The sequence below is a fragment of the Pseudomonas sp. MSSRFD41 genome (assembly GCF_014230245.1).
GTDB lineage: Bacteria > Pseudomonadota > Gammaproteobacteria > Pseudomonadales > Pseudomonadaceae > Aquipseudomonas > Aquipseudomonas piscis.
The window spans coordinates 34170-57592 of sequence record NZ_JACKZK010000004.1; the positions used below are offsets into that span (position 1 = coordinate 34170).

Annotated in this window: 17 protein-coding genes; 4 read left to right on the forward strand and 13 right to left on the reverse strand. The window is 63.1% G+C overall.

The window, feature by feature from the left end; translation table 11 throughout:
* Positions 1–14 precede the first annotated feature (14 nt).
* Positions 15–1463 carry a catalase gene (locus H7A76_RS09035; RefSeq protein ID WP_185698166.1) on the forward strand — a complete coding sequence of 483 codons (1449 nt, stop codon included), beginning with the start codon at positions 15–17 and terminating at the stop codon, positions 1461–1463.
* A gap of 155 nt (positions 1464–1618) precedes the next feature.
* Positions 1619–2083 (forward strand): bacterioferritin, encoded by a 465-nt coding sequence (gene bfr / locus H7A76_RS09040; RefSeq protein ID WP_185698167.1) that lies wholly within the window; start codon positions 1619–1621, stop codon positions 2081–2083.
* A gap of 84 nt (positions 2084–2167) precedes the next feature.
* Here bfr and uvrA read toward each other — a convergent pair whose 3' ends face one another.
* Positions 2168–5002 carry an excinuclease ABC subunit UvrA gene (gene uvrA, locus H7A76_RS09045; protein WP_185698168.1) on the reverse strand — a complete coding sequence of 945 codons (2835 nt, stop codon included), beginning with the start codon at positions 5000–5002 and terminating at the stop codon, positions 2168–2170.
* A gap of 177 nt (positions 5003–5179) precedes the next feature.
* Between uvrA and H7A76_RS09050 the strand changes: the two genes are divergently transcribed.
* Together H7A76_RS09050 and H7A76_RS09055 are read left to right on the forward strand one after the other, a co-directional pair.
* The gene (locus H7A76_RS09050) at positions 5180–6574 is read left to right on the forward strand and encodes an MFS transporter (RefSeq protein WP_185698169.1); all 1395 of its coding nucleotides are present in this window, start codon (positions 5180–5182) and stop codon (positions 6572–6574) included.
* Between the two features lie 9 nt (positions 6575–6583).
* Positions 6584–7090, forward strand: a complete 507-nt coding sequence (locus H7A76_RS09055) for a single-stranded DNA-binding protein (protein WP_022641321.1) — start codon at positions 6584–6586, stop codon at positions 7088–7090.
* A gap of 217 nt (positions 7091–7307) precedes the next feature.
* Here the strand turns inward: H7A76_RS09055 and H7A76_RS09060 are convergent, their stop codons facing one another.
* The 12 genes from H7A76_RS09060 to H7A76_RS09115 form a co-directional block, all read right to left on the reverse strand.
* A complete protein-coding gene (locus tag H7A76_RS09060; protein WP_185698170.1) occupies positions 7308–8360 on the reverse strand; it encodes a hypothetical protein in 1053 nt (350 codons plus the stop codon).
* 31 nt (positions 8361–8391) lie between these two features.
* Positions 8392–10251 (reverse strand): hypothetical protein, encoded by a 1860-nt coding sequence (locus tag H7A76_RS09065; protein ID WP_185698171.1) that lies wholly within the window; start codon positions 10249–10251, stop codon positions 8392–8394.
* A 3-nt stretch (positions 10252–10254) separates the two neighbouring features.
* On the reverse strand, positions 10255–11541 hold the full coding sequence (locus H7A76_RS09070) for a hypothetical protein (RefSeq protein WP_185698172.1): 1287 nt from the start codon (positions 11539–11541) through the stop codon (positions 10255–10257).
* A gap of 13 nt (positions 11542–11554) precedes the next feature.
* A complete protein-coding gene (locus H7A76_RS09075; RefSeq protein WP_185698173.1) occupies positions 11555–12499 on the reverse strand; it encodes a hypothetical protein in 945 nt (314 codons plus the stop codon).
* A 74-nt stretch (positions 12500–12573) separates the two neighbouring features.
* Positions 12574–15000: a hypothetical protein gene (locus tag H7A76_RS09080; RefSeq protein WP_185698174.1), complete on the reverse strand. Its 2427-nt coding sequence runs from the start codon at positions 14998–15000 to the stop codon at positions 12574–12576.
* A gap of 10 nt (positions 15001–15010) precedes the next feature.
* A complete protein-coding gene (locus H7A76_RS09085) occupies positions 15011–16186 on the reverse strand; it encodes a hypothetical protein (RefSeq protein WP_185698175.1) in 1176 nt (391 codons plus the stop codon).
* Positions 16165–17610 carry an alkaline phosphatase family protein gene (locus tag H7A76_RS09090; RefSeq protein WP_185698176.1) on the reverse strand — a complete coding sequence of 482 codons (1446 nt, stop codon included), beginning with the start codon at positions 17608–17610 and terminating at the stop codon, positions 16165–16167. Before H7A76_RS09090 ends, H7A76_RS09085 begins: the two co-directional genes overlap by 22 nt.
* A complete protein-coding gene (gene eboE / locus H7A76_RS09095) occupies positions 17600–18838 on the reverse strand; it encodes a metabolite traffic protein EboE (protein WP_185698177.1) in 1239 nt (412 codons plus the stop codon). Before eboE ends, H7A76_RS09090 begins: the two co-directional genes overlap by 11 nt.
* On the reverse strand, positions 18835–19719 hold the full coding sequence (locus H7A76_RS09100; RefSeq protein ID WP_185698178.1) for a TatD family hydrolase: 885 nt from the start codon (positions 19717–19719) through the stop codon (positions 18835–18837). Before H7A76_RS09100 ends, eboE begins: the two co-directional genes overlap by 4 nt.
* A gap of 49 nt (positions 19720–19768) precedes the next feature.
* Positions 19769–20533, reverse strand: a complete 765-nt coding sequence (locus tag H7A76_RS09105; protein ID WP_185698179.1) for an EboA domain-containing protein — start codon at positions 20531–20533, stop codon at positions 19769–19771.
* Positions 20530–21414 carry a UbiA family prenyltransferase gene (locus tag H7A76_RS09110; RefSeq protein WP_185698180.1) on the reverse strand — a complete coding sequence of 295 codons (885 nt, stop codon included), beginning with the start codon at positions 21412–21414 and terminating at the stop codon, positions 20530–20532. The genes H7A76_RS09105 and H7A76_RS09110 overlap by 4 nt, the downstream gene beginning before the upstream one ends.
* Positions 21411–23294: a 3-dehydroquinate synthase gene (locus H7A76_RS09115; protein WP_185698181.1), complete on the reverse strand. Its 1884-nt coding sequence runs from the start codon at positions 23292–23294 to the stop codon at positions 21411–21413. The genes H7A76_RS09110 and H7A76_RS09115 overlap by 4 nt, the downstream gene beginning before the upstream one ends.
* Positions 23295–23423: the final 129 nt, after the last annotated feature.

Here is a 23423-nt window from a genome sequence, read left to right on the forward strand (position 1 = left end):
GAGGAATATTGAGCATGAGCCAGACCAAAGTTCTTACGACCGCAAGTGGTGCTCCGGTCGCTGACAATCAGAATTCCCGCTCTGCTGGCCCTCGTGGCCCGCTGCTTCTCGATGATTTCCACCTGATCGAAAAGCTTGCCCATTTCAACCGCGAAAATATTCCTGAGCGCCGTGTACATGCCAAGGGCTCGGGTGCCTATGGCACCTTCACGGTTTCCCGCAACATCACGCAGTACACCAGTGCCAAGCTGTTCGAGTCGGTGGGCAAGAAGACTCCGACCTTCCTGCGCTTTTCTACCGTAGGCGGTGAGCGTGGTTCGGCCGATACCGAGCGTGACCCGCGTGGTTTTGCTCTGAAGTTCTATACCGAAGAAGGTAACTGGGACATCGTTGGGAACAATACCCCGGTGTTCTTCATTCGAGATCCGCTGAAGTTTCCGGACTTCATCCACACCCAGAAGCGCCTTCCCCAGAGCAACCTGAAGAGCGCCCAGGCAATGTGGGACTTCTGGTCGCATTCGCCAGAGGCTCTGCACCAGGTCACCATCCTGTTCTCCGACCGGGGTATTCCGGATGGCTACCGTCATATGCATGGTTTTGGCAGCCACACCTATAGCCTGATCAACGCCAAGGGTGAACGGCACTGGGTGAAGTGGCACTACAAGACCAAGCAAGGAATCAAGAACCTGGCTCCGGCAGAGGCTGCTCGCTTGGCTGGCACCGATCCGGATTACGCCCAGCGCGACCTGTTCAATGCCATCGAGCGTGGCGACTTCCCGAAATGGAGCGTTTGCATCCAGATCATGACCGAGGCCCAGGCGGCAGCGCACTACGAGAATCCCTTCGATGTGACCAAGACCTGGTCGCAAAAAGAGTTCCCGCTGATCGAGGTTGGTGAACTGGAGTTGAACCGCAACCCGTTGAACTACTTCGCCGAGGTCGAGCAGGCGGCATTTGGTCCAAGCAACATGGTCCCCGGTGTCGGCCTGTCGCCAGATCGCATGCTGCAGGGCCGGGTGTTTGCCTACGCGGATGCACATCGCTACCGCGTTGGTACCAATCACCAGCAACTGCCGGTGAATGCGCCGCTGAGCCCGGTCAATAGCTACCAGCGCGATGGAGCGATGGCGTTTGGCACTAATGGTGGTGCAGCGCCGAACTATGAGCCGAACAGCTATAGCGACGCGCCGAAACAAGCGCCACGTTATGCAGAGCCAGCCCTGGCTTTGAGTGGCGCAGCCGATCGCTACGATCATCGCGAGGACACGGACTACTACAGCCACGCAGGTGCCCTGTTCCGCCTGATGGATGATGGGCAGAAGTCTCTGTTGATCAACAACATCGCTGGTGCCATGGCTGGGGTGACAGCCGATGTAGTACAGCGTCAGTTGCAACACTTCTTCAAGGCTGATCCAGCCTATGGAGAAGGTATCGCCAAAGCGTTGGGCGTATCGCTCAAGTAAGTCTAAATAAGAAGCGGAACCGCCCTCATTTGGGCGGTTTTTGCGTTATTTGTACTGCTTTTCTCAGATAATCTTCACTTTTCCTGCTGTTCTTGAGTGACCTGCGAGTCAGCTTGGTTCAAACTATCCACTTTCAAGCAGGGAGATGTAGGGCGATGCAGGGTCATCCCGACGTAATCGATTACCTCAACACGTTGCTGACGGGAGAACTGGCAGCACGCGACCAATATTTCATTCATTCGCGGATGTACGAAGACTGGGGCTTCACCAAGCTCTATGAGCGCATCAACCACGAGATGGAGGAAGAGGCACAACACGCCGACGCCTTGATCCGACGGATCCTGATGCTCGAAGGCACGCCGCGCATGCGCCCCGATGATCTCGACACCGGCACCACCGTGCCGGATATGTTGGCCAGTGACCTGCGCCTGGAATACAAGGTGCGCGCGGCACTGTGCAAAGGCATCGAGTTGTGCGAGTTGCACAAGGACTACATCAGCCGCGACATCCTTCGGATCCAGCTGGCGGACACCGAGGAAGACCATACCTACTGGCTGGAGAAGCAACTGGGCCTGATCAAGTCCATCGGCCTGGAGAACTACCTGCAATCGCAGTTCTGATCGCAGGCGGCGTTGGCCTTCGGCGAATGCAAGAAATAAAGAAGCCCCTGGCGCCCTAAGGTGCCAGGGGCTTTTTCATGGGCCTCAGGCCCGGTCGCGGATCAGCAACGGCTTGAGATAGTGCCCGGTGTGGGATTGAGACATCTCGGCCACCTGTTCCGGTGTACCCACCGCGATGATCTGGCCGCCTTTGGAGCCGCCTTCCGGACCCAGGTCCACCAGCCAGTCAGCGGTCTTGATCACATCCAGGTTGTGCTCGATCACCACTACGGTGTTGCCGTGGTCGCGCAGGCGGTGCAGGACATCCAGCAACTGCTGGATATCGGCGAAATGCAGGCCGGTGGTCGGTTCGTCGAGGATGTACAGGGTCTTGCCGGTATCGCGCTTGGACAGCTCGCGGGATAGCTTGACCCGCTGCGCCTCGCCTCCGGACAAGGTCGTCGCCGACTGCCCCAGCTTGATATAGGACAGCCCCACGTCCATCAGCGTCTGCAGCTTGCGCGCCAAGGCCGGTACCGGATCGAAGAACTCCCGGGCTTCCTCGATGGTCATTTCCAGGACCTCGTGGATGCTCTTGCCCTTGTACTTGATCTCCAGGGTCTCGCGGTTGTAGCGCTTGCTCTTGCACACATCGCAAGGCACGTAGATGTCCGGCAGGAAGTGCATTTCCACCTTGATCAGACCATCGCCCTGGCACGCCTCGCAGCGACCGCCCTTGACGTTGAAGGAGAAGCGTCCAGGGCCGTAGCCGCGGGAGCGAGACTCCGGCACGCCAGCGAACAGCTCGCGGATCGGGGTGAACAACCCGGTGTAGGTGGCCGGGTTGGAACGGGGCGTGCGACCGATCGGGCTTTGGTCGATATCCACCACCTTGTCCAGATGCTGCAGTCCATTGATGCTGTCGTGCGGTGCGGCTTCCAGGGTGGTGGCGCCGTTCAGCGCGGTGGCGCTCAGCGGGAACAGGGTGTTGTTGATCAGCGTCGACTTGCCCGAGCCGGATACCCCGGTGACGCAGGTCAGCAGGCCGATTGGAATCTCCAGGTCGACATTGCGCAGATTGTTGCCACGGGCGCCCTTGAGGGTCAGGGACAGCTTCTTGTTGCGCGGCGTGCGCTTGGCCGGGACCACGATCTTCACCCGTCCCGACAGGTACTTGCCGGTCAGCGAGTCCGGGTGCTCCATGACCTGGGCGGCGGTGCCTTCGGCGACGATCTGGCCACCATGCACTCCGGCTCCCGGGCCGATGTCCACTACATAGTCGGCCAGACGGATGGCGTCTTCGTCGTGTTCGACCACGATCACCGTGTTGCCGATGTCCCGCAAGTGCTTGAGGGTGCCCAGCAGGCGATCGTTGTCCCGCTGGTGCAGGCCGATGGATGGCTCGTCGAGGATGTACATCACCCCCACCAGGCCCGCGCCGATCTGGCTGGCCAGGCGGATACGCTGGGCCTCGCCGCCGGACAGGGTGTCGGCACTGCGATCCAGGGTCAGGTAGTCGAGCCCGACATTGACCAGAAACTGCAGGCGTTCGCGGATTTCCTTGAGGATCTTGTCGGCGATCTCGCCACGGCGCCCGGTGAGCTTGATGGTGCCGAAATAATTGGTGGCATCGCCGATGGGCAGGCTGGTGACCGCCGGCAGGGTCTTCTCTCCGACCCAGACATGCCGCGCCTCGCGCCGCAGCCGCGTGCCCCGGCAGTCCGGGCAGGGCTGGGTGCTGAGGAACTTGGCCAGCTCCTCGCGCACGGTGGCCGATTCGGTTTCGCGGTAGCGGCGCTCCAGGTTCGGCACGATGCCTTCGAACGGGTGGGAGCGCTTGACGATGTCGCCGCGATCGTTCAGGTACTTGAAGTCGACGTTCTGCGTACCGCTGCCATTGAGGATGACCTTCTGCTGGTCGGCCGGCAGCTGGTTGAACGGCACCTCCAGGCTGAAACCATAGTGCGCGGCCAATGAGCCGAGCATCTGGAAGTAATAGACGTTGCGCCGGTCCCAGCCGCGGATCGCGCCTTCGGCCAGGGTCAGTTCGCCATTGACCAGGCGCTTGATGTCGAAGAACTGCTTGACCCCCAGGCCATCGCAGGTCGGGCAGGCGCCGGCCGGATTGTTGAAGGAGAACAGCTTGGGTTCCAGTTCGCTGATGGCATGGCCGCAGATCGGGCAGGCGAAGCGGGCGGAGAAGATCATTTCTTCCCCGGGCTCGTCGTCCATCGGCGCTACCAGCGCGATGCCGTCCGCCAGCTTCAACGCCGTCTCGAAGGACTCGGCCAGGCGCTGCTGCAGGTCGGCCCGCACCTTGAAGCGGTCGACCACGACATCGATCGAATGCTTCTTCTGTTTATCCAGCTTCGGCAACTCGTCCAGTTCGAACAGCTTGCCGTTGACCCGGGCACGGACGAAGCCCTGGGCCCGCAGTTCCTCGAATACCGACAGGTGTTCACCCTTGCGCTCGCGGATCACCGGCGCCAGCAACATCAGCTTGCTGCCCTCGGGCTGGGTCAGCACCAGATCGACCATCTGGCTGACGGTCTGGGCTTCCAGCGGGATATCGTGGTCCGGGCAGCGCGGAGTACCGACGCGGGCATAGAGCAGGCGCAGGTAGTCGTAGATCTCGGTGATGGTGCCGACCGTCGAGCGCGGGTTGTGGGAAGTGGATTTCTGTTCGATGGAAATCGCCGGGGACAGCCCTTCGATGGTGTCCACATCGGGCTTTTCCATCATCGACAGGAACTGCCGGGCGTAGGCCGACAGCGACTCGACATAGCGGCGCTGGCCCTCGGCGTACAAGGTGTCGAAAGCCAGGGATGACTTGCCGGACCCAGACAGACCGGTGATGACGATCAACTTGTCCCGGGGCAGGGTCAGGTCGATGTTCTTCAGGTTGTGGGTGCGGGCCCCACGAATCAGAATCTTGTCCAAAAGAGGCCTCGATCGGCGGGCGTAAAGGCAGGAGTATAAAACTAAATACTGGATGGATGCACACTATCGGCGGCGGTTTTTCCATCGTCGGGAAGGGCTGCGCGGCAAAGCGTCGCCATATATCCCCTCAATCGATCGGACTGGTAGAATCGCCGCCGGTTCATACGAGGTTATTCCATGCACGATCCCCACAGCGAACGCATGAGTGGTGGCGAGACCCGCGCGGCAAGCGGCCTGGCCCTGGTGTTCGCCTTCCGTATGCTTGGCATGTTCATGGTGCTGCCGGTCTTGGCGACCTATGGAATGGATCTGGCGGGTGCCACCCCGGCCCTGATCGGCCTGGCGATCGGCGCGTACGGCCTGACCCAGGCGTTGTTCCAGATTCCCTTCGGCATCATTTCCGACCGCATCGGGCGGCGCCCGGTGATCTACCTCGGACTGATCGTGTTCGCCCTGGGTAGCCTGCTGGCAGCCAACGCGGATTCGATCTGGGGCGTGATCGCCGGACGTATCCTGCAAGGCGCGGGAGCGATTTCCGCGGCGGTGATGGCGCTGTTGTCGGACCTGACCCGCGAGCAACACCGGACCAAGGCCATGGCCATGATCGGCATGACCATCGGCCTGTCCTTCGCCGTGGCGATGGTGGTCGGCCCGCTGCTGACCCGTAGCTTCGGTCTTTCGGGACTGTTCCTGGCCACCGGGGCCATGGCCCTGGTTGGCATTTTCATCATCGCCTTCATCGTGCCGCGTTCTACCGGGCCGCTGCAGCACCGCGAGTCCGGTGTGGCGCGCCAGGCCCTGGTGCCCACGCTCAAGCACCCCGACCTGCTGCGCCTGGACCTGGGTATCTTCGTGCTCCACGCGATGCTGATGTCGAGCTTCGTCGCCTTGCCCCTGGCTCTGGTGGAAAAAGCCGGTCTGCCCAAGGAGCAGCATTGGTGGGTGTACCTGACCGCGCTGCTGATTTCGTTCTTCGCCATGATCCCGTTCATCATCTATGGCGAGAAGAAACGCAAAATGAAACGAGTTCTGCTGGGCGCGGTCAGTACGCTGCTGCTCACCGAGCTATTCTTCTGGGCGTTCGGCAGCGGCTTGCAAGCGCTGGTGATCGGCACCGTGGTGTTCTTCACCGCTTTCAACCTGCTGGAGGCTTCCCTGCCATCGCTGATCAGCAAGGTCTCGCCGGCGGGCGGCAAGGGGACGGCGATGGGGGTGTACTCCACCAGCCAGTTCCTCGGTTCGGCATTGGGCGGCATCCTCGGCGGCTGGTTGTTCCAGCATGGCGGTTTGTCGGTTGTGTTCCTCGGATGCGCAGGTCTGGCTGCACTCTGGCTGGCCTTTGCTGTTACCATGCGCGAGCCCCCGTATGTGACGAGCCTGCGCTTGCCGTTATCGCCCGAAGCGATCCGCGAAGCCGGCCTGGTCGAGCGCCTGAAGGCTGTCGTAGGGGTAACAGATGCCGTGGTGGTGGCCGAGGAGGCTGCCATTTACATCAAATTGGATACCGAATTATTGGATCGCGCGACCCTCGAGCAGCTGGTCAATCCAGCGCCGCCGTCGCGCGAAGCCTAGGAGAACGTTATGGCCCGTGGGGTTAACAAAGTCATATTGGTCGGCACTTGCGGCCAGGATCCCGAAGTTCGCTACCTGCCTAACGGTAACGCCGTGACCAACCTGAGCCTGGCCACCAGCGAACAGTGGACCGACAAGCAGACCGGCCAGAAGGTCGAGCGTACCGAGTGGCACCGCGTATCGATGTTCGGCAAGGTCGCGGAGATCGCCGGCGAATACCTGCGCAAGGGTTCGCAGGTGTACATCGAAGGCAAGCTGCAGACCCGCGAGTGGGAAAAAGACGGCATCAAGCGCTACACCACCGAGATCATCGTCGACATGCAGGGCACCATGCAGTTGCTGGGCGGCCGTCCTCAACAGGGCGACCAACAGGGCGGCGGCAATAACTACCAGCAGTCCGCACCTCGCCAGCAGGCGCCACGTCCGCAACAGGCTCCGCAGCGTCCAGCGCCACAACAACCTGCCCCTCAGCCGGCACCGGACTTCGACAGCTTCGATGACGATATTCCGTTCTAAGCTGCTCCCCGGAACTTCTCCCTGAAGTCTCCTGCGAAACCCCCGCCTAGCGGGGGTTTTCATTTCTGGCCTCTACCCCGAGGCTTTCGCGGATTGATGCTGGCGCACCGCTCGAGTATCGCTGCTACGCCGTGAGCCACAGCTCCTGAAAGCCGCCGCTGCGCACAGCCAGTTCACCCATGTTGGCCGACTGGTATTGCCCCGACCGACCGGGCTCCTACAGCTCCACCCGCCGCAGCCACCCATCCAGTGCCACCACCTGCTGGTCCGGCGCGGGAATCGCCCGGCCACTCAGGCCCATGCCTTCGCTGACCAGCACCGCGCCCTCGACACAACACAGGTTGGAGGGCGTATCCAGGCCGCTGGCCAGCACCTGTACGCTGCGCTGTTGCAGGTCGCAGCGCAGCAGGCGCCCGCTGAAACGGGCGAAGCCGCCGTGCAGCACTTCGCCGGACCAGTCGGGCGGCAGGGGCTGCAACAGCCGGTCGCACAGTTCCAGCACCAGGATCCGTCCCTGCGGATCCAGCGCCAGCCCGGTGGGCAGTTGCAGTCCACGAATCAGCACTTCGATCCTGCCGCTGGCAGGCCAGACCCGAATCACCTGGCCGGCCTTGTTGGCGAAGTCGATGCCCTTGCGCGCCGGATCGCTATGCAATTCTCCGGAGAACAGGCTGACCAGCACGGCATCGGTCTGGGGTTCGTGGACCAGGGTGACCGGCACGGCTTCCTGGCCCTGGTCCAGGTCGGGCAATTGCGCCAGGACCTGTTCGCCGTCACCGACGAACTCCACCAGCTGGTTGGTATCGGGCTTGACCGCCAGCCAGCTTTGGCGCGAGGGGTGGTAGCACAGTGAGTTGAGGTTGCCGTGGCTGTGGAATACCGGTTCGGGCGGGCTGTATTGCAGGTCCAGCAGCTTGGATCCGGCCACGTAGTCGGTCTGGCTCGCCAGGCAACGCCCGGCTCCCAGGGCGATGTCCGACAGGCCCATGATTTCATCGCGCAACATGCGCGACTGCATGTTCATCGAGCGAAAACCCTGGGCCAGGACCTCGGGTGGCAAGTATTCACCGGGAGCTTGCGGGTCCGGACGCAGGCGGCTGATGCGCCCACTGAAGGGCTGGTCCGCCAGCCCGGAGCCGGCTTCGGCCAGCAGTAGGCTGCCGTCGGCTTGCAGGCAGAGGCCGCGGGGGTTCACCAACCCTTCGACGACCACCTTGCTGGGGCGCAGGTTTTCCTGGGCTTGGCCGGGGATGAGCAATGCAATTGGCATACGGGTTCTCCCTCACAATTAGCGCGACCCATCACTGCAGCGGCTGCCAGGGTTCATTGGTGAACCAGCACTTGAGCAGGGCTCTCTGGCTGGCGGACATCGAGCGCACCACCGGCATGTACAAGGTGGTGCCGAGGTATTCCTGGGAGGTGCGTGCCAGGATCATCTGGCGTGATCCCCAGACGGCGTCCTGCTGATCGAGTGCGATGTAGCGGGACATGGCGGGGAAGGCCAGGTAGTGAAAACGCAGCACGTGCTTGTACACCTGGTCCCAGGTGACAGTACTACCCGGCGCAATACCGAAATCGGTGATGGCATATTTGCGCAGGTTGATGAAAAAACCGTTGTCGTCGCTGTTTTCGACCGCGCAGTTCAAGGTGACAAAACCGGCCTGCGCCGCGGAACCGGGCTTGAGGCTGACCTTGAAACTCACGCTGGATTGGCCTGCCTTGACCGTTTGCCGGGGGGCGAAGTCCAGGAAGTCCCAGAACTCGGGGCTTATGTAGGGGGCTTTCGGATCGTCGTTGCAGGGGCCGGGAGTGATGATGATCACCGTGTCCTTGGTCACCGGTTGGCCCAGTTGACTCAAGCTCAAGGTGATATCGAGGCCCTCGGGGTAATCCTCCAGATACAGATTGCGTTGATTGGAACTCAGGCGATAAGTCTGTTCGATGGCGTCGATGTTGATCGGTCTGGGCTTGGGCTTGGAGGGGTAGTAACGCGTCAGCGGTGCCTTGATGGCAATTGGCTCCTGGCTGGCCAACTGGCGTTGTGCGGGCGTCAGCGGCAGGTCAAGGATGCCGCCATATACGTAGTAGTCCGCTAGCGGAGTCTTGAGCGGATCCAGGGTAGCCAGTGTCGTCGAGCCAAGGTTGATCGAGACATTGCCGAAGTTCGCATTGGGGCCGATGGGCGAGGTGTTGTCGGTTCGAACGCTGCGAAACGCCTGCTTGGGAATGATATTGAGCATGTCGAGGCTCAGCAGGTTGTTGTCGAGCACGCTCGCGTAGCCGGCGCTGCCTGTGGACGGATTGATGAGCTGGCGCCCGGCGGTGACGATCAGTGGTTCCCCGGCAAAGGCGGGAGCCAGGGTGCCGACCACGCGGCCGATGCTTGGGTTGGAGGTGTACTGGTGGGCGGCGTAGTCGGCGTCCAGTTGCGCCGTGGTCATTTTCGGGCACATCTCGAACATGACGAAGCGCACGACGATGCCGGTCGCGCCGGGGGCCTCGACGATGGAGCGCAGGAGCGGGTTGTCCTTGTTGTAGCTGACGATCTGGTCGCGAGAGAAAGTGACCTGAAAACTGCCGCTGATACGGTTGGAGCCCGGCGCATCCTGCTCTGGGTCGAGAATCCGGATGGCCACGTCATAACTGCTGCATACCGTATTGCCCTTGACCAGCAACTGCGGGGGCGTGCTGTTGCCGATCTGCAGGCCGCCGAGGAAAATCTGCGAGCTGATGGTGCCGGTCGGGTCCAGGTCGACCATCATCGGCCCGGTCACCGGTGCCGCGCCGGTGACCGGGTCCACCGACCCCAGCAGGTAGAACGGTTCGCCGACAAGATCCCCCTGGGTGCTGATGTTGCCGGGCGTGCCCTGGGAACTGATGGCGACGCTGTCCAGGGTGACGACATGCTGCCCGTAGTGGTTCCAGCCACCGGCGGTGTAGTAGGTGCCTGTCGGCGCATTGATCATTTCGGTCAGTTGGTCGTCGCTATAGACCTCGGCCTCGGGGTACAGGGTCGAGGTGGTCAGGTCGAAAAGTGACAGTGTTGCTTTGCTGTCGGGATTGGTGGGATCGCTGGGAATGGTGGGCGAGTTGTTGGGCAGGCTGACGTTGGCCTCGATCCCGCCCCAGAAGTTCAGCCGCGGTCCATTGAGAATACTCATGATTCACTCCTTGCCCTTGGTGGCTGGGCTGCTGGGGGATTGGGCGAACTTGAACAGGTAGGAAAAATCGGCCTTTTGCAGGCTGTTGATCGGCGTTGCCATGGAGTGGCAGTTGGTGCAGCTGCTGTTGGGCTGGATGTAGCTCTCCATGGTCACGTTGGCCGACAGTTCAGGGGTCGTCTGGCCCATGGGCGCGCCAGGGTTGGGCGTAGTACTCCATTGGGTGGTGATCAACTGGTAGTACTTGAATACCGAGGCCTGAACCTGCGGCAGCGCCTGGTACTCGCTGTTGAGCTTGGTCGTGGCGTCGGTCAATGGGGTAAAACGGTCCAGTGGGTTGGGGGTGGTGAAACTCATCCCCGGCTTCGGCGTGCAGGTCATGTGGCCATTGTTCAGGGTCCAGTTGCAGGGGCTCTGATTGACCTTGTCGGCAGGCGCCTTGGCATCGAAGTAGGAGTACGCGATTCCTGGCTGCGGTTGATTGACCCACTGGTCCCCTTGCTTGACCTTGGGCGGCACATTGTCGACCTGCTCGAAGGTCGACCAGATCCACTGTGGAAACCCCTCGACCTTGTTGACGATGTGCAGCCCCACCAGGCCTAGCGTCGCTTGAGCCGTACCGTTGGCCACGCCTTGTGCATCGAACGTGGTGATCTGGGCCTGCATGTGCAGGTAGCGGCTGGGATCATCCTTTGAGGTGAGTATTCGCCAGCTGGATTTGATCTCGTTGGTCGCATTGGGAAAGTTGATGTTGCTGGCCTTTGCAACGACATCGGCGTTGTAGAACTGGTTGTTGACGATGTAGTCGTAGGAAACCTGATTGGCGGCAATCTGGTAATAGGTCGGATTGCCGTTCTGGTCGATCAGCCAGCCGCCCACGGCCTGGTTGTCGTTGGCCGTTGCGGTGTTCTTGCGCCCTGCGATATTGATCAGCTTGAGGACCTTGGCCATAGGTGGCGAATTCCATGGACCGGGGTCCTGCCCTTGAGGCAGGAAGACCTCATTCACGCCCTTGTAGCTCTGCCACACAGTATCGCCAGGACTGCCCAGGGTTTTGCTGCAATCGGCGACGCCGCGCTGCCCGGCCAGGGCCGGCCAGTTCAAGGTGATGAACAGCTGCCAGCTGTATTGATCGAAAGCCTGCTGCGACGCCCCGGCCGGGGGGACCACCGGCAGCGGCGGGCACTGGCCGACGGTCTGCGAGGTCACCGCCGTGGGCTGCAGGGCACTGGCCGGCAGGCTGGCGGCGGTCAACAGCAGCAGGGCGGTGAAACGGCTCCAATGATTCATGAGGCGGCTCCTGTCACTGCGAAATGGGCGCGAGTTGGTTCCACTGCGGCCGCGCACCGTTCTTCAGCGATGGCGGTGGGGTGAAGAGCTGGCAGTCCGGTGGGTTGGCCGGGCACATTTGCGCCACCTGGTCCCAGGTCTTGGCCGGGTCCGGTTTGGCGTTGCTCCAGTTGCGGTAGTTCTGGCTGACAATCGGGGCGTTGGCCACGCTGGCATCGCCGGAGAAGTAGAACGACTGCGGATGCTGGTAGGCCGGCTGGCCCGGGCCGTCGCTGGTGGCCTGCTTGTTGAAGGCATAGCCGAACAGGATCGGTGGCTGGCCCTGGGGTTTGAGCTCCAGGGCATAGGCCAGCACGCTGCCGCCCAGGTTCTGGCTGCGGCTGGCGCTGTAGGGCAGGTGCTTGACGAAGTCCTGGCGCGGCGGGTGGTTCATTGGCGAGAACATGCAGCAGGCCGGCATGTCCTTGGGCCGGTCCTCGGGGTAGGTGAGGAAGTAGGCCTTGTTGCCCAGAGAAACGAAGGAGCAGGTGTAGTTGTTGTCCTTGATCGGGAAGATCGGCAGGCAGTACTTCTCGTAGTGCTCCATCATCGCCCCGGTGCCGTCGCCGTCGGCCGGGACATAGGTGTTGTCGTAATAGCTGGTGCCCTGGGACATCGTGTAGTCGTTCGGTTGCAGGGTGCTGGGCGGGCTGCTGTAGGGCGGCGGGTTCTTCTCGTAGTTGTTGGTGACCCGGTACATGGTCCAGTCGCTGATCCAGGTCGCGGGGAACTGCGGGTCGGTCGGCTCACCGGCCTTGCGCTTGGCGATGCAGTTGTTGTTGAGGGCGGTGCAGCCCTTGGTGTTGTGCACGCCCATGTTGAAATACACGTTATCGCCGTTCTGGTCGGCCAGTACCGCCTGGCTGGCGCAGAGCAAGGTGGCGGCTGCCAGCAGGTGCCTGAAGATACGGATTCGCATCGCAACGCTCCTTGGGATGGACCGGGCGCGCATGGCGCGCTCGGCATCCGTTCAGTGATGGTCGTAGTTGGGGATCACGGGCACTCGGTGAGATTGAGCTCCTGGGGCGGGTATCCCTGTTTCACCAACTGGTTGGCCCAGGTCTCCAGCACCCTGCGCCGGCTTTGCGGCAGATCCCGGGTGATGGGCATCGCCAGGGTGCTTTCCTCCTGGTACTTCTGGCTGATCAGGCGGGTGAACTGATCGATCGCTCCTTCGATGCGCTGCAGCGAGTCCAGCGGCATGAACTTGTTCATGATCGGGTACAGGTAGTAGAAGGGCCGGAGGATCCTGGGAAAGATGAACTGGTTCCAGATCCGCACGTTGGAGTCGGTGTACTTGTACACCTGGTTCCAGGTCTCGACGAACTCCTCGAGCAGGTTTGGTTCCTCCGGCAGCACCCGGATCGGTGCCAGGAAGTCGGTGTAGGCGTCGTTGACGTTGAAGCTGAACGACACCGGTTCATCCGCCAAGAAGAAGCGCAGGGTCGGGAAGCCAGGCGCTATGCCTTTCACCGAGATTTGCGCCACCCCTTGGTCGTCGGTCTCGATCAGCGCCACGCTGTAGTTCACGTTGATGTTCGAACCATCCAAAGGGGTCTGCTGGGGCTGGCCGCCGACGAGTTGCAGGCAGGCCTTCAAGGACACGGCCGAGGGCTTGCCGAGGAACGCCTTGTAGGTGATCGGCACGGACGCTTGCTTCTCGGCCTTCGACAAGGCCTGGAGCCTGCGACCACTGCCCACGGCCAGGAAGTTGGCAGTAACCTGGCTGTTGACGAACCGCGGCAGGTTCTCGGTGTTTTGACTGCGATCCTCCGGATAGTCATTGATCAGGGTGAAATCGACTTCATCGTTGGTGAACCCCAGGTAGTAGTTACTAGTGGTTGCGCTGAAGGCGTTGTTGTATTCGGTGACTCGCAGCCGGGTGCCCTTGGGCGCAGGCTTGCCGTTGCATTGCACCATGATCTTCAGGGTCAGCGGCTGGGGATCGCCGACATTGATGAAGCTGCCGCTTTCGATGACCTCGGCGGTCCAGGTCTGTTGCGCGGCGGCGACCAGTGTCGGGGAACTGCCCTGCAAGTGCAGCTCTAGCCGGCCTTCCTGCTTCAGCTGCTCCTGGGCCTGCGGGCTCAGCGGCAGGTCGAGCAGACCGGCCCGCTTGTCGTACTCGCTCTGGCGGTAATGCTCGAAACCGAAGCTGGCCAGGGTAATGGGCGTCGGGCTGTCCGTGGTGCGATAGACCACGTCGTAGCTGCCGACGTTGAACTTGCCGGGAACCGGGACCCCCTTGTTCGCCTCAACGATCGCTGGAGGCACCAGTGGATCGTCACCGACCGGAAAGAACGGAAAGGTATTGCCCAGGTCCAGGGACAGCACATCGCCATTGGCCTGGGCGCTGATGACACCGAGGGTGACCGTCTGATCCCGGGTCGGCGGGTAGATGATCGAGTCGCCCGGAACCGCCTTGAAGAACGGTACCGGCTCCTTGGGAGCCAGGCGCAGCCCGGCCGGCGCCGTGGGGTATTCCTTGTCGGCGAACCACAGGCCCAGCGTACCGACGGTACGGCTGTAGGCCGGGTTGTAGAAGATATCGGCCACGTTGTTCAGGCCCTTCTGGTACATGTCATGCATCGCCTGCAGGGCCGCTTCACTCTTGGAGTGGCTGTTCACCGGCGGGAAGTCGTTGAAGATGCCGTTCAGGTCGTAGAAGGTCAGGAAGGTGGTGAATCTGAACATCAGGCCCTGGGCGCCTTGTTTATTCATCTGCTCGAACAAGGTCTGCAACAGCACGGAATGACCGACGTTCCATTGCAGGGTCTCTTTCGGGAAGCAGGTCTGCCAGGTGGTGGTCACGTAGTTCAGGCCACCGAAAGCCCCCCAGTTGAAGTTAAGGAAGCGGTCGAGCATGCGGTACTGGCGCGGCATGACCAGCCCGCACTGATCATCGCCGATGGTCATGTTGTCGAAATACAGCGCGGTAAAGGTGTTCTGCCAGGGGCTGATATCGACGAAGCGCGCGGGGGTCGGTTCGGTACCGCCGAAGGGGGCGCCATAGAACTGGTAGCCCTTGTTGATCAGCGCGTCGTTGGAAATGTAGTTGCTGGCCTGGAGTTCACCGCCAACGACGGTCGAGCGGATGTTCTTGTAGTCGACCGTGCCGCAGGAGTTATCGCCGAACAGGTCCCATTCGGCGGGGATCATCGGGTAGCCCTTTGGACTGCCGTTACCGGGCACCTGCAAGACATAGTCCGGCACATCCTCGTACTTCAGGCCCGTGATCATCCAGGGCAGCAGCTGGCTGCTGGCGTTGGCATCGTTGATGCCGAATGTGTTGAGGAACTTCCAGTTCATGCACATGTTCACCGCGTCGTACAGCGGGAACACGTCGTTGTTGTTGGCCGTTGGCGGGTTCCAGTACATGTGGCCGTTGAAGTAGATCCGTGGAAAGTTCAAGACGCTCATGAGCTGCTCCTTAGCGTTGCCATTGGGCGCGTTTCAGCGACCAGACATAGTCCAGTTTGTGGTAGCCAACGAAGTCGGAAGGCGGCAGTACGGTGGTGGGATAGACGATGCCGTCGTTCTGCGGGATGGCGAAGTCGAAGAAGGTGTTCTTCTTGATGGCGGCGGTGTTATGGCAGGCCAGGCACGAGGAGCTGCTCTGGAAAGCCGACTCCAACTGCGAGTTGGCCAGCAGCTTGGGCTCTGGATTATCGGGGTTGTACTGCACGCCGATGAGCTCGTAGTTGGCCAGCGTCGGGTTTTGCTGCTGGAACTGCGGATTCACCTTCTGGGCGGCCTCGGTCGGACCGGTGGTGTTGGTCATTGGCTGCGGTTTGGGCTGGTTGGTTACGGTGTAGTCGGGGTTGTGGCTGTTCTCGAAGGTGGTCCAGACCCAACCCTCGGTCAGCTTGTTGATCACATGCATGCCGCTGAGCCCGGCAAAACCTGTGTGGTAGTTACCTCCCTTGTCGATGTAATAGCCCTGGGCGATGTAGTAGCCCTGGGTGGCGAGTTGCTGCTTGAAGGTGACATCGCCACCGATCCACAGCCAGGAGGTCTTCAGTTCCCAGGCGGTGTAGGGAAACTCCAGGTCGCTGGTCAGGGCCGCGAGGCCGTTACGGTTGTAGACCTTCTGGTCGACGATGTAGTTGTAGGTCTGCTCGCCCATCAACAGGTGGAAGCGCACGGGCTGGCCAGCCTGCGCCGGTGGCGCCTTGTTGCCCATGTAGAGCGCCAGGCCATCGACCTGCTGGATACCGTTGTTGGTGCTGCCGTCACGGTCGTCGCCCAGGTTGAGGAACAGCCCGTTGGGGTCCATTCCGGGGATGCCACCGGCTGCCTGGGTCACCTGGAGCGGAACGTTGGCCGGCATGTCGTAGGGCAGGGGCGGCCCACCGTTGCTGAGGTACACCTCGTTGGAGGGCTTGAAGGATTCCCAGAGCAGTTGCGAGCTCTTGGATGGATCGGGCTTGTTCAGGCACACGAACCAGTTCCAGGCCATGGTGTCCGGGTCTTGCTGGAAGGTCTGGAAGGTGCCCTCCCGGTCACCCGCGAAATTGAGGAAGTCTTTGCACTCGAAAGAGCTGGCTGCCTGGGCTTGCGCAAGGCAACCCAGCATACCGAGCACTATAGGGATGGTTCGCCGCATGGAATCTCCTTGGCCTGAGCCGTATCGTCATAGGGGCGCCCTAGGAAATGCGCTAGGAGCAGGTGCTTTACCGCAGTGGCCGGCAACTGCTCCGGCAGTGGTAAATCGCAATCGGTGATCAACAGGGGGCCGACCTGCTCGTTGCTCGGCAAGCGTCCATGGCTGCCGCGAATCAGTCCGGTGTCCAGGGGGATCAAGTCCATGTAGTAGCGAAAGCCGAGCTTCTTCTGCAGCAGGCGGCGCGCCACTCGCAGCTTGGGGAAGCGGATCGCCGGATCGACGAACAGCTCCAGTGGGTCGTAGCCCGGCTTGCGGTGGATATCCACGGTGCGGGCGAAGTCCGGGGCCAGGCGGTCGTCCAGCCAGTAGTAGTAATCGAACCAGAAGCCCGGCGCGGCCACCGCCACCAGCTCGCCGCTGCGCGGATGGTCGAGCTGCCAGGCCCGTTGCTCGTGCTTGTCCAGCACCTGCTCGATGCCGGGCTGGCGTTGCAGCAGCGTCTTGACCCGGGCGACGTCTTGCGCACGGTGCACATACACGTGGGCAATCTGGTGGTCGGCCACCGCAAAGGCAGCGCTGGCACCGGCGTCCAGCAGTTCCCAGGCCACCGAGTGGCGCACGTGCAACAGGCCCTGTTCGCGCAGGATGCGGTTGATGGAGATCGACTGCTGCACCGCCTCGATGCCGTATTCGGAAACCAGCATCACCGCCGCATCCTGTGCCCGGGCGAAGTCCAGCAAACGCCCGACCTCATGATCGATGGCCCGCACCTCATCGGCGATGGACGGGTGCTCGGGGCCTACCCGTTGCAGGCTGTAGTCCAGGTGCGGCAGGTAGATCAATTGCAGGTCGGGACGGGTGATCTGGAACTCGGCCATGGCGCAATCGACGATCCAGCGGCTGGAGGCGATCCCGGCGGCCGGCCCCCAGAAGCCCGGGAACGGAAACTCGCCGATCTGCCGCTCGATGCGCTGGTGCAGGTCCGGAGGCGAGGAGTACAGGCCGAACAACTTGCGCCCGTCGGCCGGGTAGTGGGGGCGCGGGGTGATCGCGGCGTCCACCTCGGCGTACATGTTGAACCACCAGAACAACTGGCTGCAGCGCAGGCCGGGGATTTCCCGTTGCAGGGCCTGCCAGACCTTCTCACCCTGGACCAGGGCATTGGGTTGCAGCCAGAAGCGCACTTCGGCCTGGTCGCGAAAGTACCAGCCGTTGCCGACGATGCCGTGCCCCGAAGGGGGCAGGCCGGTGAGGAACGAGGCTTGCACCGTCGAGGTCACCGCCGGGAAAACCGGGCGCAGGCTGGTCATCCGCGCCCGTTGCAACAAGGCGTTGATCCGTGGCGTGGCCGCTCCCAGCAGGCTGGAGGTCAGGCCCACCACGTTGATCAACAGCAGCGGCTGGCGGGCGCGCTCAGTAGGCATGGGCGGACCTCTCCAGGGGGCTGGATTGGGCACGCAACAGCTGGCGCTGGCGCAGTTGTCCCTCGACCCACTGCAATTCCGCGGCAATACCCCGCAGCAGCGCCTGCTGGCCATCCGGACGCAGGATGTCGGGCAGCACGTTCCAGCTGTAGGTCTCGACTTCCAGAACCGGCTGGAAGTGTGGGTGCTCGGCGAGGAAGTCGAAGGTGCGCAGCAGGGCCTGCTGGCTGCCGTGGAGCTCGGCCAGCAGGAACTGCTCGCTGAACAGCGGCACATGGAAATGGATCCGCAGCTCCGGACATTGTCCCAGCGCCGGTGCCGTTGCCTTTAGCGCAGCGGGCAGGTCGGCCCAGGCCAACAGCTGTCCGCTGGCATCCCGGGCCTTGACCTGATGCAGGTAGGTGGCTTCGACGAAATTGCCCAGGGCTTGCAGGACCTGCTCGCGGCGCCGGCGATCGGCGAATGGCAGCTGGCAGACCAGGGCGTTGGACAACTGGATCTTGCCCACCGGCACCCGGGCCGCCAGCAGGCGTTCAAGGGACCGGTAGCAGTCTTCGAACATCACCGCCTGGTGGCAGACATCGAAGCACAAGGCCAGGTAGCGGTGATGGGGATCGACGCTGCGCCAGTGCTTGAAGAAGGCGATGGCCTGCTCGGTATTCTCCAGCACGCAGTCCGGCTCCATCTCCAGGCACACCAGGATTCGCTTGCCACTCTGGCGATGCAGGCTGGCCAGAGCGGCGGTCAGTTGCCGCAGTTGCTCCTCGGCCTGCTGTTGCTGGGCCGGGTCCCAGCTGGCGGCATAGCCCAGGGGCACGCTGGAGATCACCCCCTGGTGACAGTCCAGGGGCAGCGCGGCAGCCAGCAAATGGGCCAGTTGCAGGCTGTATTCCAGGCGCGGCGGCTCGGCCCAGGTTGGCCGGTAGACCTCGGCCTTCACCACGCCCCCATGGAACTGGCCATAGGGGAAGCCATTGAGCGAGGTCAGGCGCAGCCCGCACTCGTGCAGCAGGTCGAGGAAGGCCTCGCGGGCCTCTGGCTGCTGCAACTCGGCGGCGGCCCGGGCGCTGATCCACAGGCCGCTGTCCTGGACCGCCAACCCTCGTTGCCGGCGCACGTCCTGGAACTGTTCCTGGATCGACGCCCGCAGGGCCGCCAGGTCCGGCGCCGGGTGCACGTTGCCGCAATAGCCCAGTTGCGCAGCGCTCCAGCCGCTCCGGCTGCTCATTTGACCACCGGCTCCTGGCCCCGCAGGGCAGAGTTGTCTTGCCACTGGCGACGCTGGTCGATGGGTAGCGCAGTGCTGACCAACTGCTTGTCCAGTTGCCCGCTCTGGGCGAAGAAATCCACCGGATTGTGGAACAGCACCTGCTCCACCTGGGCTTCGCTGAAGCCGGCGGCGAGCATCGCCTGTCCGGTTTTGGGCACCTTGAGCGGGTCGCTGATGCCCCAGTCGGCGGCGCTGTTGACCACCATCTTCTCGGTGCCGTACTGCTGCAGCAGGGCCACCATGCGCTGCTCGGACATCTTGGTGTTGGGGTAGATGGAGTGCCCGCGCCAGCAGTCGCTGTCCAGCACCAGGGGCAGGGTCAGCTCATTGAGGTGGTCGATGATCACCAGGTGTTCGGCGACCCCCACCTCGCGGATCACCGCCAGGGTGCGCTTGGTGCCGCCGATCTTGTCCCGGTGCGGGGTGTGCACCAGCACCGGCAGGTTGAATTGCCTGGCCAGTTCGAGCTGGGCGGCGAGAAAGCGATCCTCTTCGGGGGTGATGTCGTCGTAGCCGATCTCGCCGACGGCCACCACGCCGTCCTTGACCAGGTAGCGCGGCAGGATCTCCAGCACCTCGTTGGCCACCGACAGGTCGTTGGCCTCCTTGGGATTCAGGCCGATGGTGCAGAAATGGTGGATGCCGAACATGCTGGCGCGAAAACGCTCCCAGCCCAGCAGGGTGTCGAAGTAGTCGATGAAACTGCCGACGCTGGTGCGCGCCTGGCCTTGCCAGAAGGCCGGCTCGATGACGGCGGTGATGCCGGCGGCGGCCATGTTCTGGTAGTCGTCGGTGGTGCGGCTGACCATATGGATATGCGGATCGAAATACTTGGCCATGGTGAATCCTTGAGGTAGGGGTGGAGAGAGCTCGATAGGTACGGGCGCTTCAGGTGCCAGGCGGGAAATGCCCCAGCCATTGCGCCGGCAGGCGTTGCTGCTGGCAGAAACCGCGCAAGCGCTGGAGTTGGGCCGGGCTCAAGAGCTCGAAGGCGATGGCCTGGGGCAGGTTGTCATTGACGCTGCGGCCCGCGGCCAGCTGTTCTTCCATGTGCTCCAGGGCCAGCTGGTTGAGGTCGACGCTGCGCCGCTGTTCCAGGCCGGCGATGCGCCCGCAGTCCAGGCCCATGCCCAGGGCCTTGAGCAGCAGCTGGTGGAAGGCCCGGCCCTGGTAGTGGCGGGCGACGAAGGGGTTGTCCAGGGCGATGGCGGCGAACACCTCGCGGTTGTTGGTGCGCCCCGCCTGCAGTGCCAGCTCCAGGCTGCGGCCCTGGCTGTCGAGGTCGTCCAGGACCTTGAGCAGCACGCATTTCTCCTGGTCGTCGCCCCACAGGAACAACTGGCGCAGCAGTGGCAGTTGTCCTGCGGCGTCTTGCTGTTCGAGCAGCTGTCCCAGCAGCACCGCGCGGGCCAGTTGGGCCAGGTTCCAGCCCGCGGCTTGCGGTACTGGCGTATCGCCAAGCCGGCGCCGGCATTGGCTGCTGAGCAGTACCAGGGTATTGGCCGATGGCTGGCTGGCCAGTTGCTCCAGGGCTTGCCGCCACCAGTGGTGGGTGTCGCTGTCCAGTTGCTGCTCCAGCAACTGGCGGCGCTCGGCAAAGGCCTCATGGCGCATGGCCAGGGCTGGCGCGGAAGCGGTGACGTCCATGTTCATGTCGGCTTGATCCAACGTTGAAGGTGGGGGAGCAGGAAGAACACCAGCACGCACAGCAGGCTGCCCAGCGGCTGGTTGGCCAGGGCCAGTACCAGGGCATCGAACAGCGGCAGGGCTGCCAGTCCTGCACCGATGAAGGCACGGATCTGCCGCTGGCGCGGATTGGCCAGGTGGCGCTGGTAGTGCCAGCCCAGCCAGCCCAGCCACAGCAGCAGTACCAGCCAGAACACGCGGTTGTCGGCATAGGCGGCCAGGGCCAGGGGGCTGAGCATCAGCAACAGCGGCAGGCGGCTGAGCAGCTGGTTGCGGTGTTCCAGGCGGGCCAGGTAGGTCAGGCCGGCGATGTAGATGCCCAGCAGCGCGGCGCACAGCCACAACGGCTGCGGCGGCATGGCCAGGCAGGCGGCGGCGGTCAGGTACAGGGCCGAGCGGCAGCCGCCCATCAGCCAGACGCTATGGGGGTACCTCTTGTGCAGCAGGTCGTAGGCCAGGATGAACAGCAGCAGCAAGCCAGCGCTGGCCAGCAGCCAATGGGGCTGGGCGATCAGGCGGCTGAGGCCGAGCACCGCCAGGGCCGCCAGCGCCAGCAGGGCGGCGGTGGCCAGGCTGACCTGGGTACTGCTGACCAGCCCCAGGACGATCGGCCGCGGATTCTGGTGGCGGCGGTCCCAGTCGGCGTCGAGCAAGTCATTGAGCAGCATGCCCGCCAGGTACAGCGCCGATAGCGCCAGCAGCAGCAAGGTCCAGACCAGCGGCGAGGGCGGGTCCAGGGTCGTCGCGCTGCTGGCCAGCAGGGCCGCGGCCGCGGCGTTGGTCCACACCGTCGGCAGGTTGGAGACCCGGCCCAGGGTCAGCCAGGTGGTCAGGGGCGACTGGCTCATTGCGCGCAGCCCTCGGTCCAGGCGAAGTCCGGGCCATGGCAGCCGGCCAGGCGCGCCAGGGCCTGCTCCATCAGCGGCAGTTCGATGTGATGCAGGTCGATGGACTGTCCCAGACGCTTGAGCATCGGGATCGACAGCTGGCCCCCCAGGTGCTGGCGGAACTCTTCCAGCCCTTGCAGCACCAGGGAGCGGCCCTGGGCATCCTTGAGGTTCAGCTCCGCAGGGCACAGGTTGAAGCCCAGGCGATCGAGCAATTGCAGCAGGCGCCGGGTCTCGGCATCACTCAGCAGGCCGCTGGCATTGGCGTAGAGCGCGTCCAGGGCCATGCCCACGGCCACCGCCTCGCCATGGCGCAAGCGGTGCTGGCTGAGGTTCTCCAGCTTGTGGGCGGCCCAGTGGCCGTAGTCCAGTGGCCGGCCGTTGCCCCGTTCGAAAGGGTCGCCGGCGCCGGTGATGTGCCCCAGGTGCAGCTCGGCGCAGCGGCGGATGGCGTAGCGGCTGGCGCTGTGCTCGAAACGAGCCAGGGCCTCGGCCTGTTCCTCCATCCACTGGAAGAACGGTGCATCCTTGATCACCGCCACCTTCACCGCCTCGGCCAGCCCGGCGATCTGGTCGCGCGGCGACAGGCTGAGCAGCAACTGGAAGTCATTGATCACCGCCGTGGCCGGGTAGAAGGCGCCCAGCAGGTTCTTCTGGGCGAAGGCATTGATGCCGTTCTTCACCCCGATGCCGGCATCGTTCTGCGCCAACACCGTGGTAGGAATGCGGACCAGGCGCATGCCCCGGTGGAACGTGGCGCAGGCATAGCCCACGGCATCGAGCACCGCGCCGCCACCCAGGGCCAGGACGTGGCAATGACGATCCAGGCCCTGTTCGAGCATGTGCGCATACAGCTGTTGCAGCACGTCTGGGGTCTTGCACAGCTCTCCGGCCGGCACCGCGATCGGCGCGGCCTTCAGGTACAGCTCGGGGGCATGGGCGCTGAAGTAGTCGCCGATCTGCCGCGCCAATTGCGGGCAGCAGTGCAGCAGTTGTTCATCGGCGAAGACCAGCACCGTGGCGCGTGCGCCGCTCGTTTGCAGCAACTGCTGGCGCAGGCAGGGGTTGTCGACCTGGAACAGGTGGTCGCTGAAGAGCACCGGGTAGTGGTAGCTGACCTCGAAGCGTCCCTCCAGCACCTCAGGCCGGGCGACCCGCGGTTGCGTGGGGCGTGGCTTGAACAGGCTGCGGGCGCCGAGGAACAGCCCCGGCAGCACCATGCTGGCGAGGATGGTCGCCAGCAGCGCGTTCTGGTCCACCAGCAGGCTGCCGATGGCGGCGTAGGCCAGGGCCAGGCCGGCATTGGCCAGGGTAGTGACCAACAGGAACTGGCGCAGCGGGTAGCGTTGCATGCCGGCGGCCAATACCGAGGTTTCCGCCAGGACCGGAACTCCCCGCAGGCAGATCAGCGACCAGGTGCCGAGACGGTAGGCCATCTGCCCGGGCTGCCAGGTGCGCAGGCCCAGCCAGTTGGACAACAGGCGGAAGTAGCCGGCGCCCAGCCAATAGCCCAGCGCTGCGCCCAGGCACAGGCCGACGAAGATCACCAGGTAGCCGCCGATGGCACCCAGGGCGGCCACCGCCAGCAGTGCCACCAGGCTCGAAGGCACCGGCAGCAGTACATCCAGGGCCAGCAGCGCCACCAGCAACAGGGCGAGGCCGGTGCGTTGCACGGGATTGTCGGGGAGAAAGTTGCCCAGGTGTTCGAGCAACTGCTGGATCTGCTCTTCGAACAATAGGAAGCTGGCGATGACCAGGACCGAGAAGACCAGCAGCGAGAGCCAATAGTTTTCCGTTGTACCCTTCAACGAAAAGGCACGAGGCAACAAACTACGCTTCATCAAGCATCCCTCTTGATTGAAATGACCGATTCCATGTCGATAGTGCGAATTCGAGCGTTCGGTTAGTTGCTTCCTCGGCTGGTTTTTATTGGTTTTCTAGCGGCTGAAGAACACTTCAGTGGCGAGTAG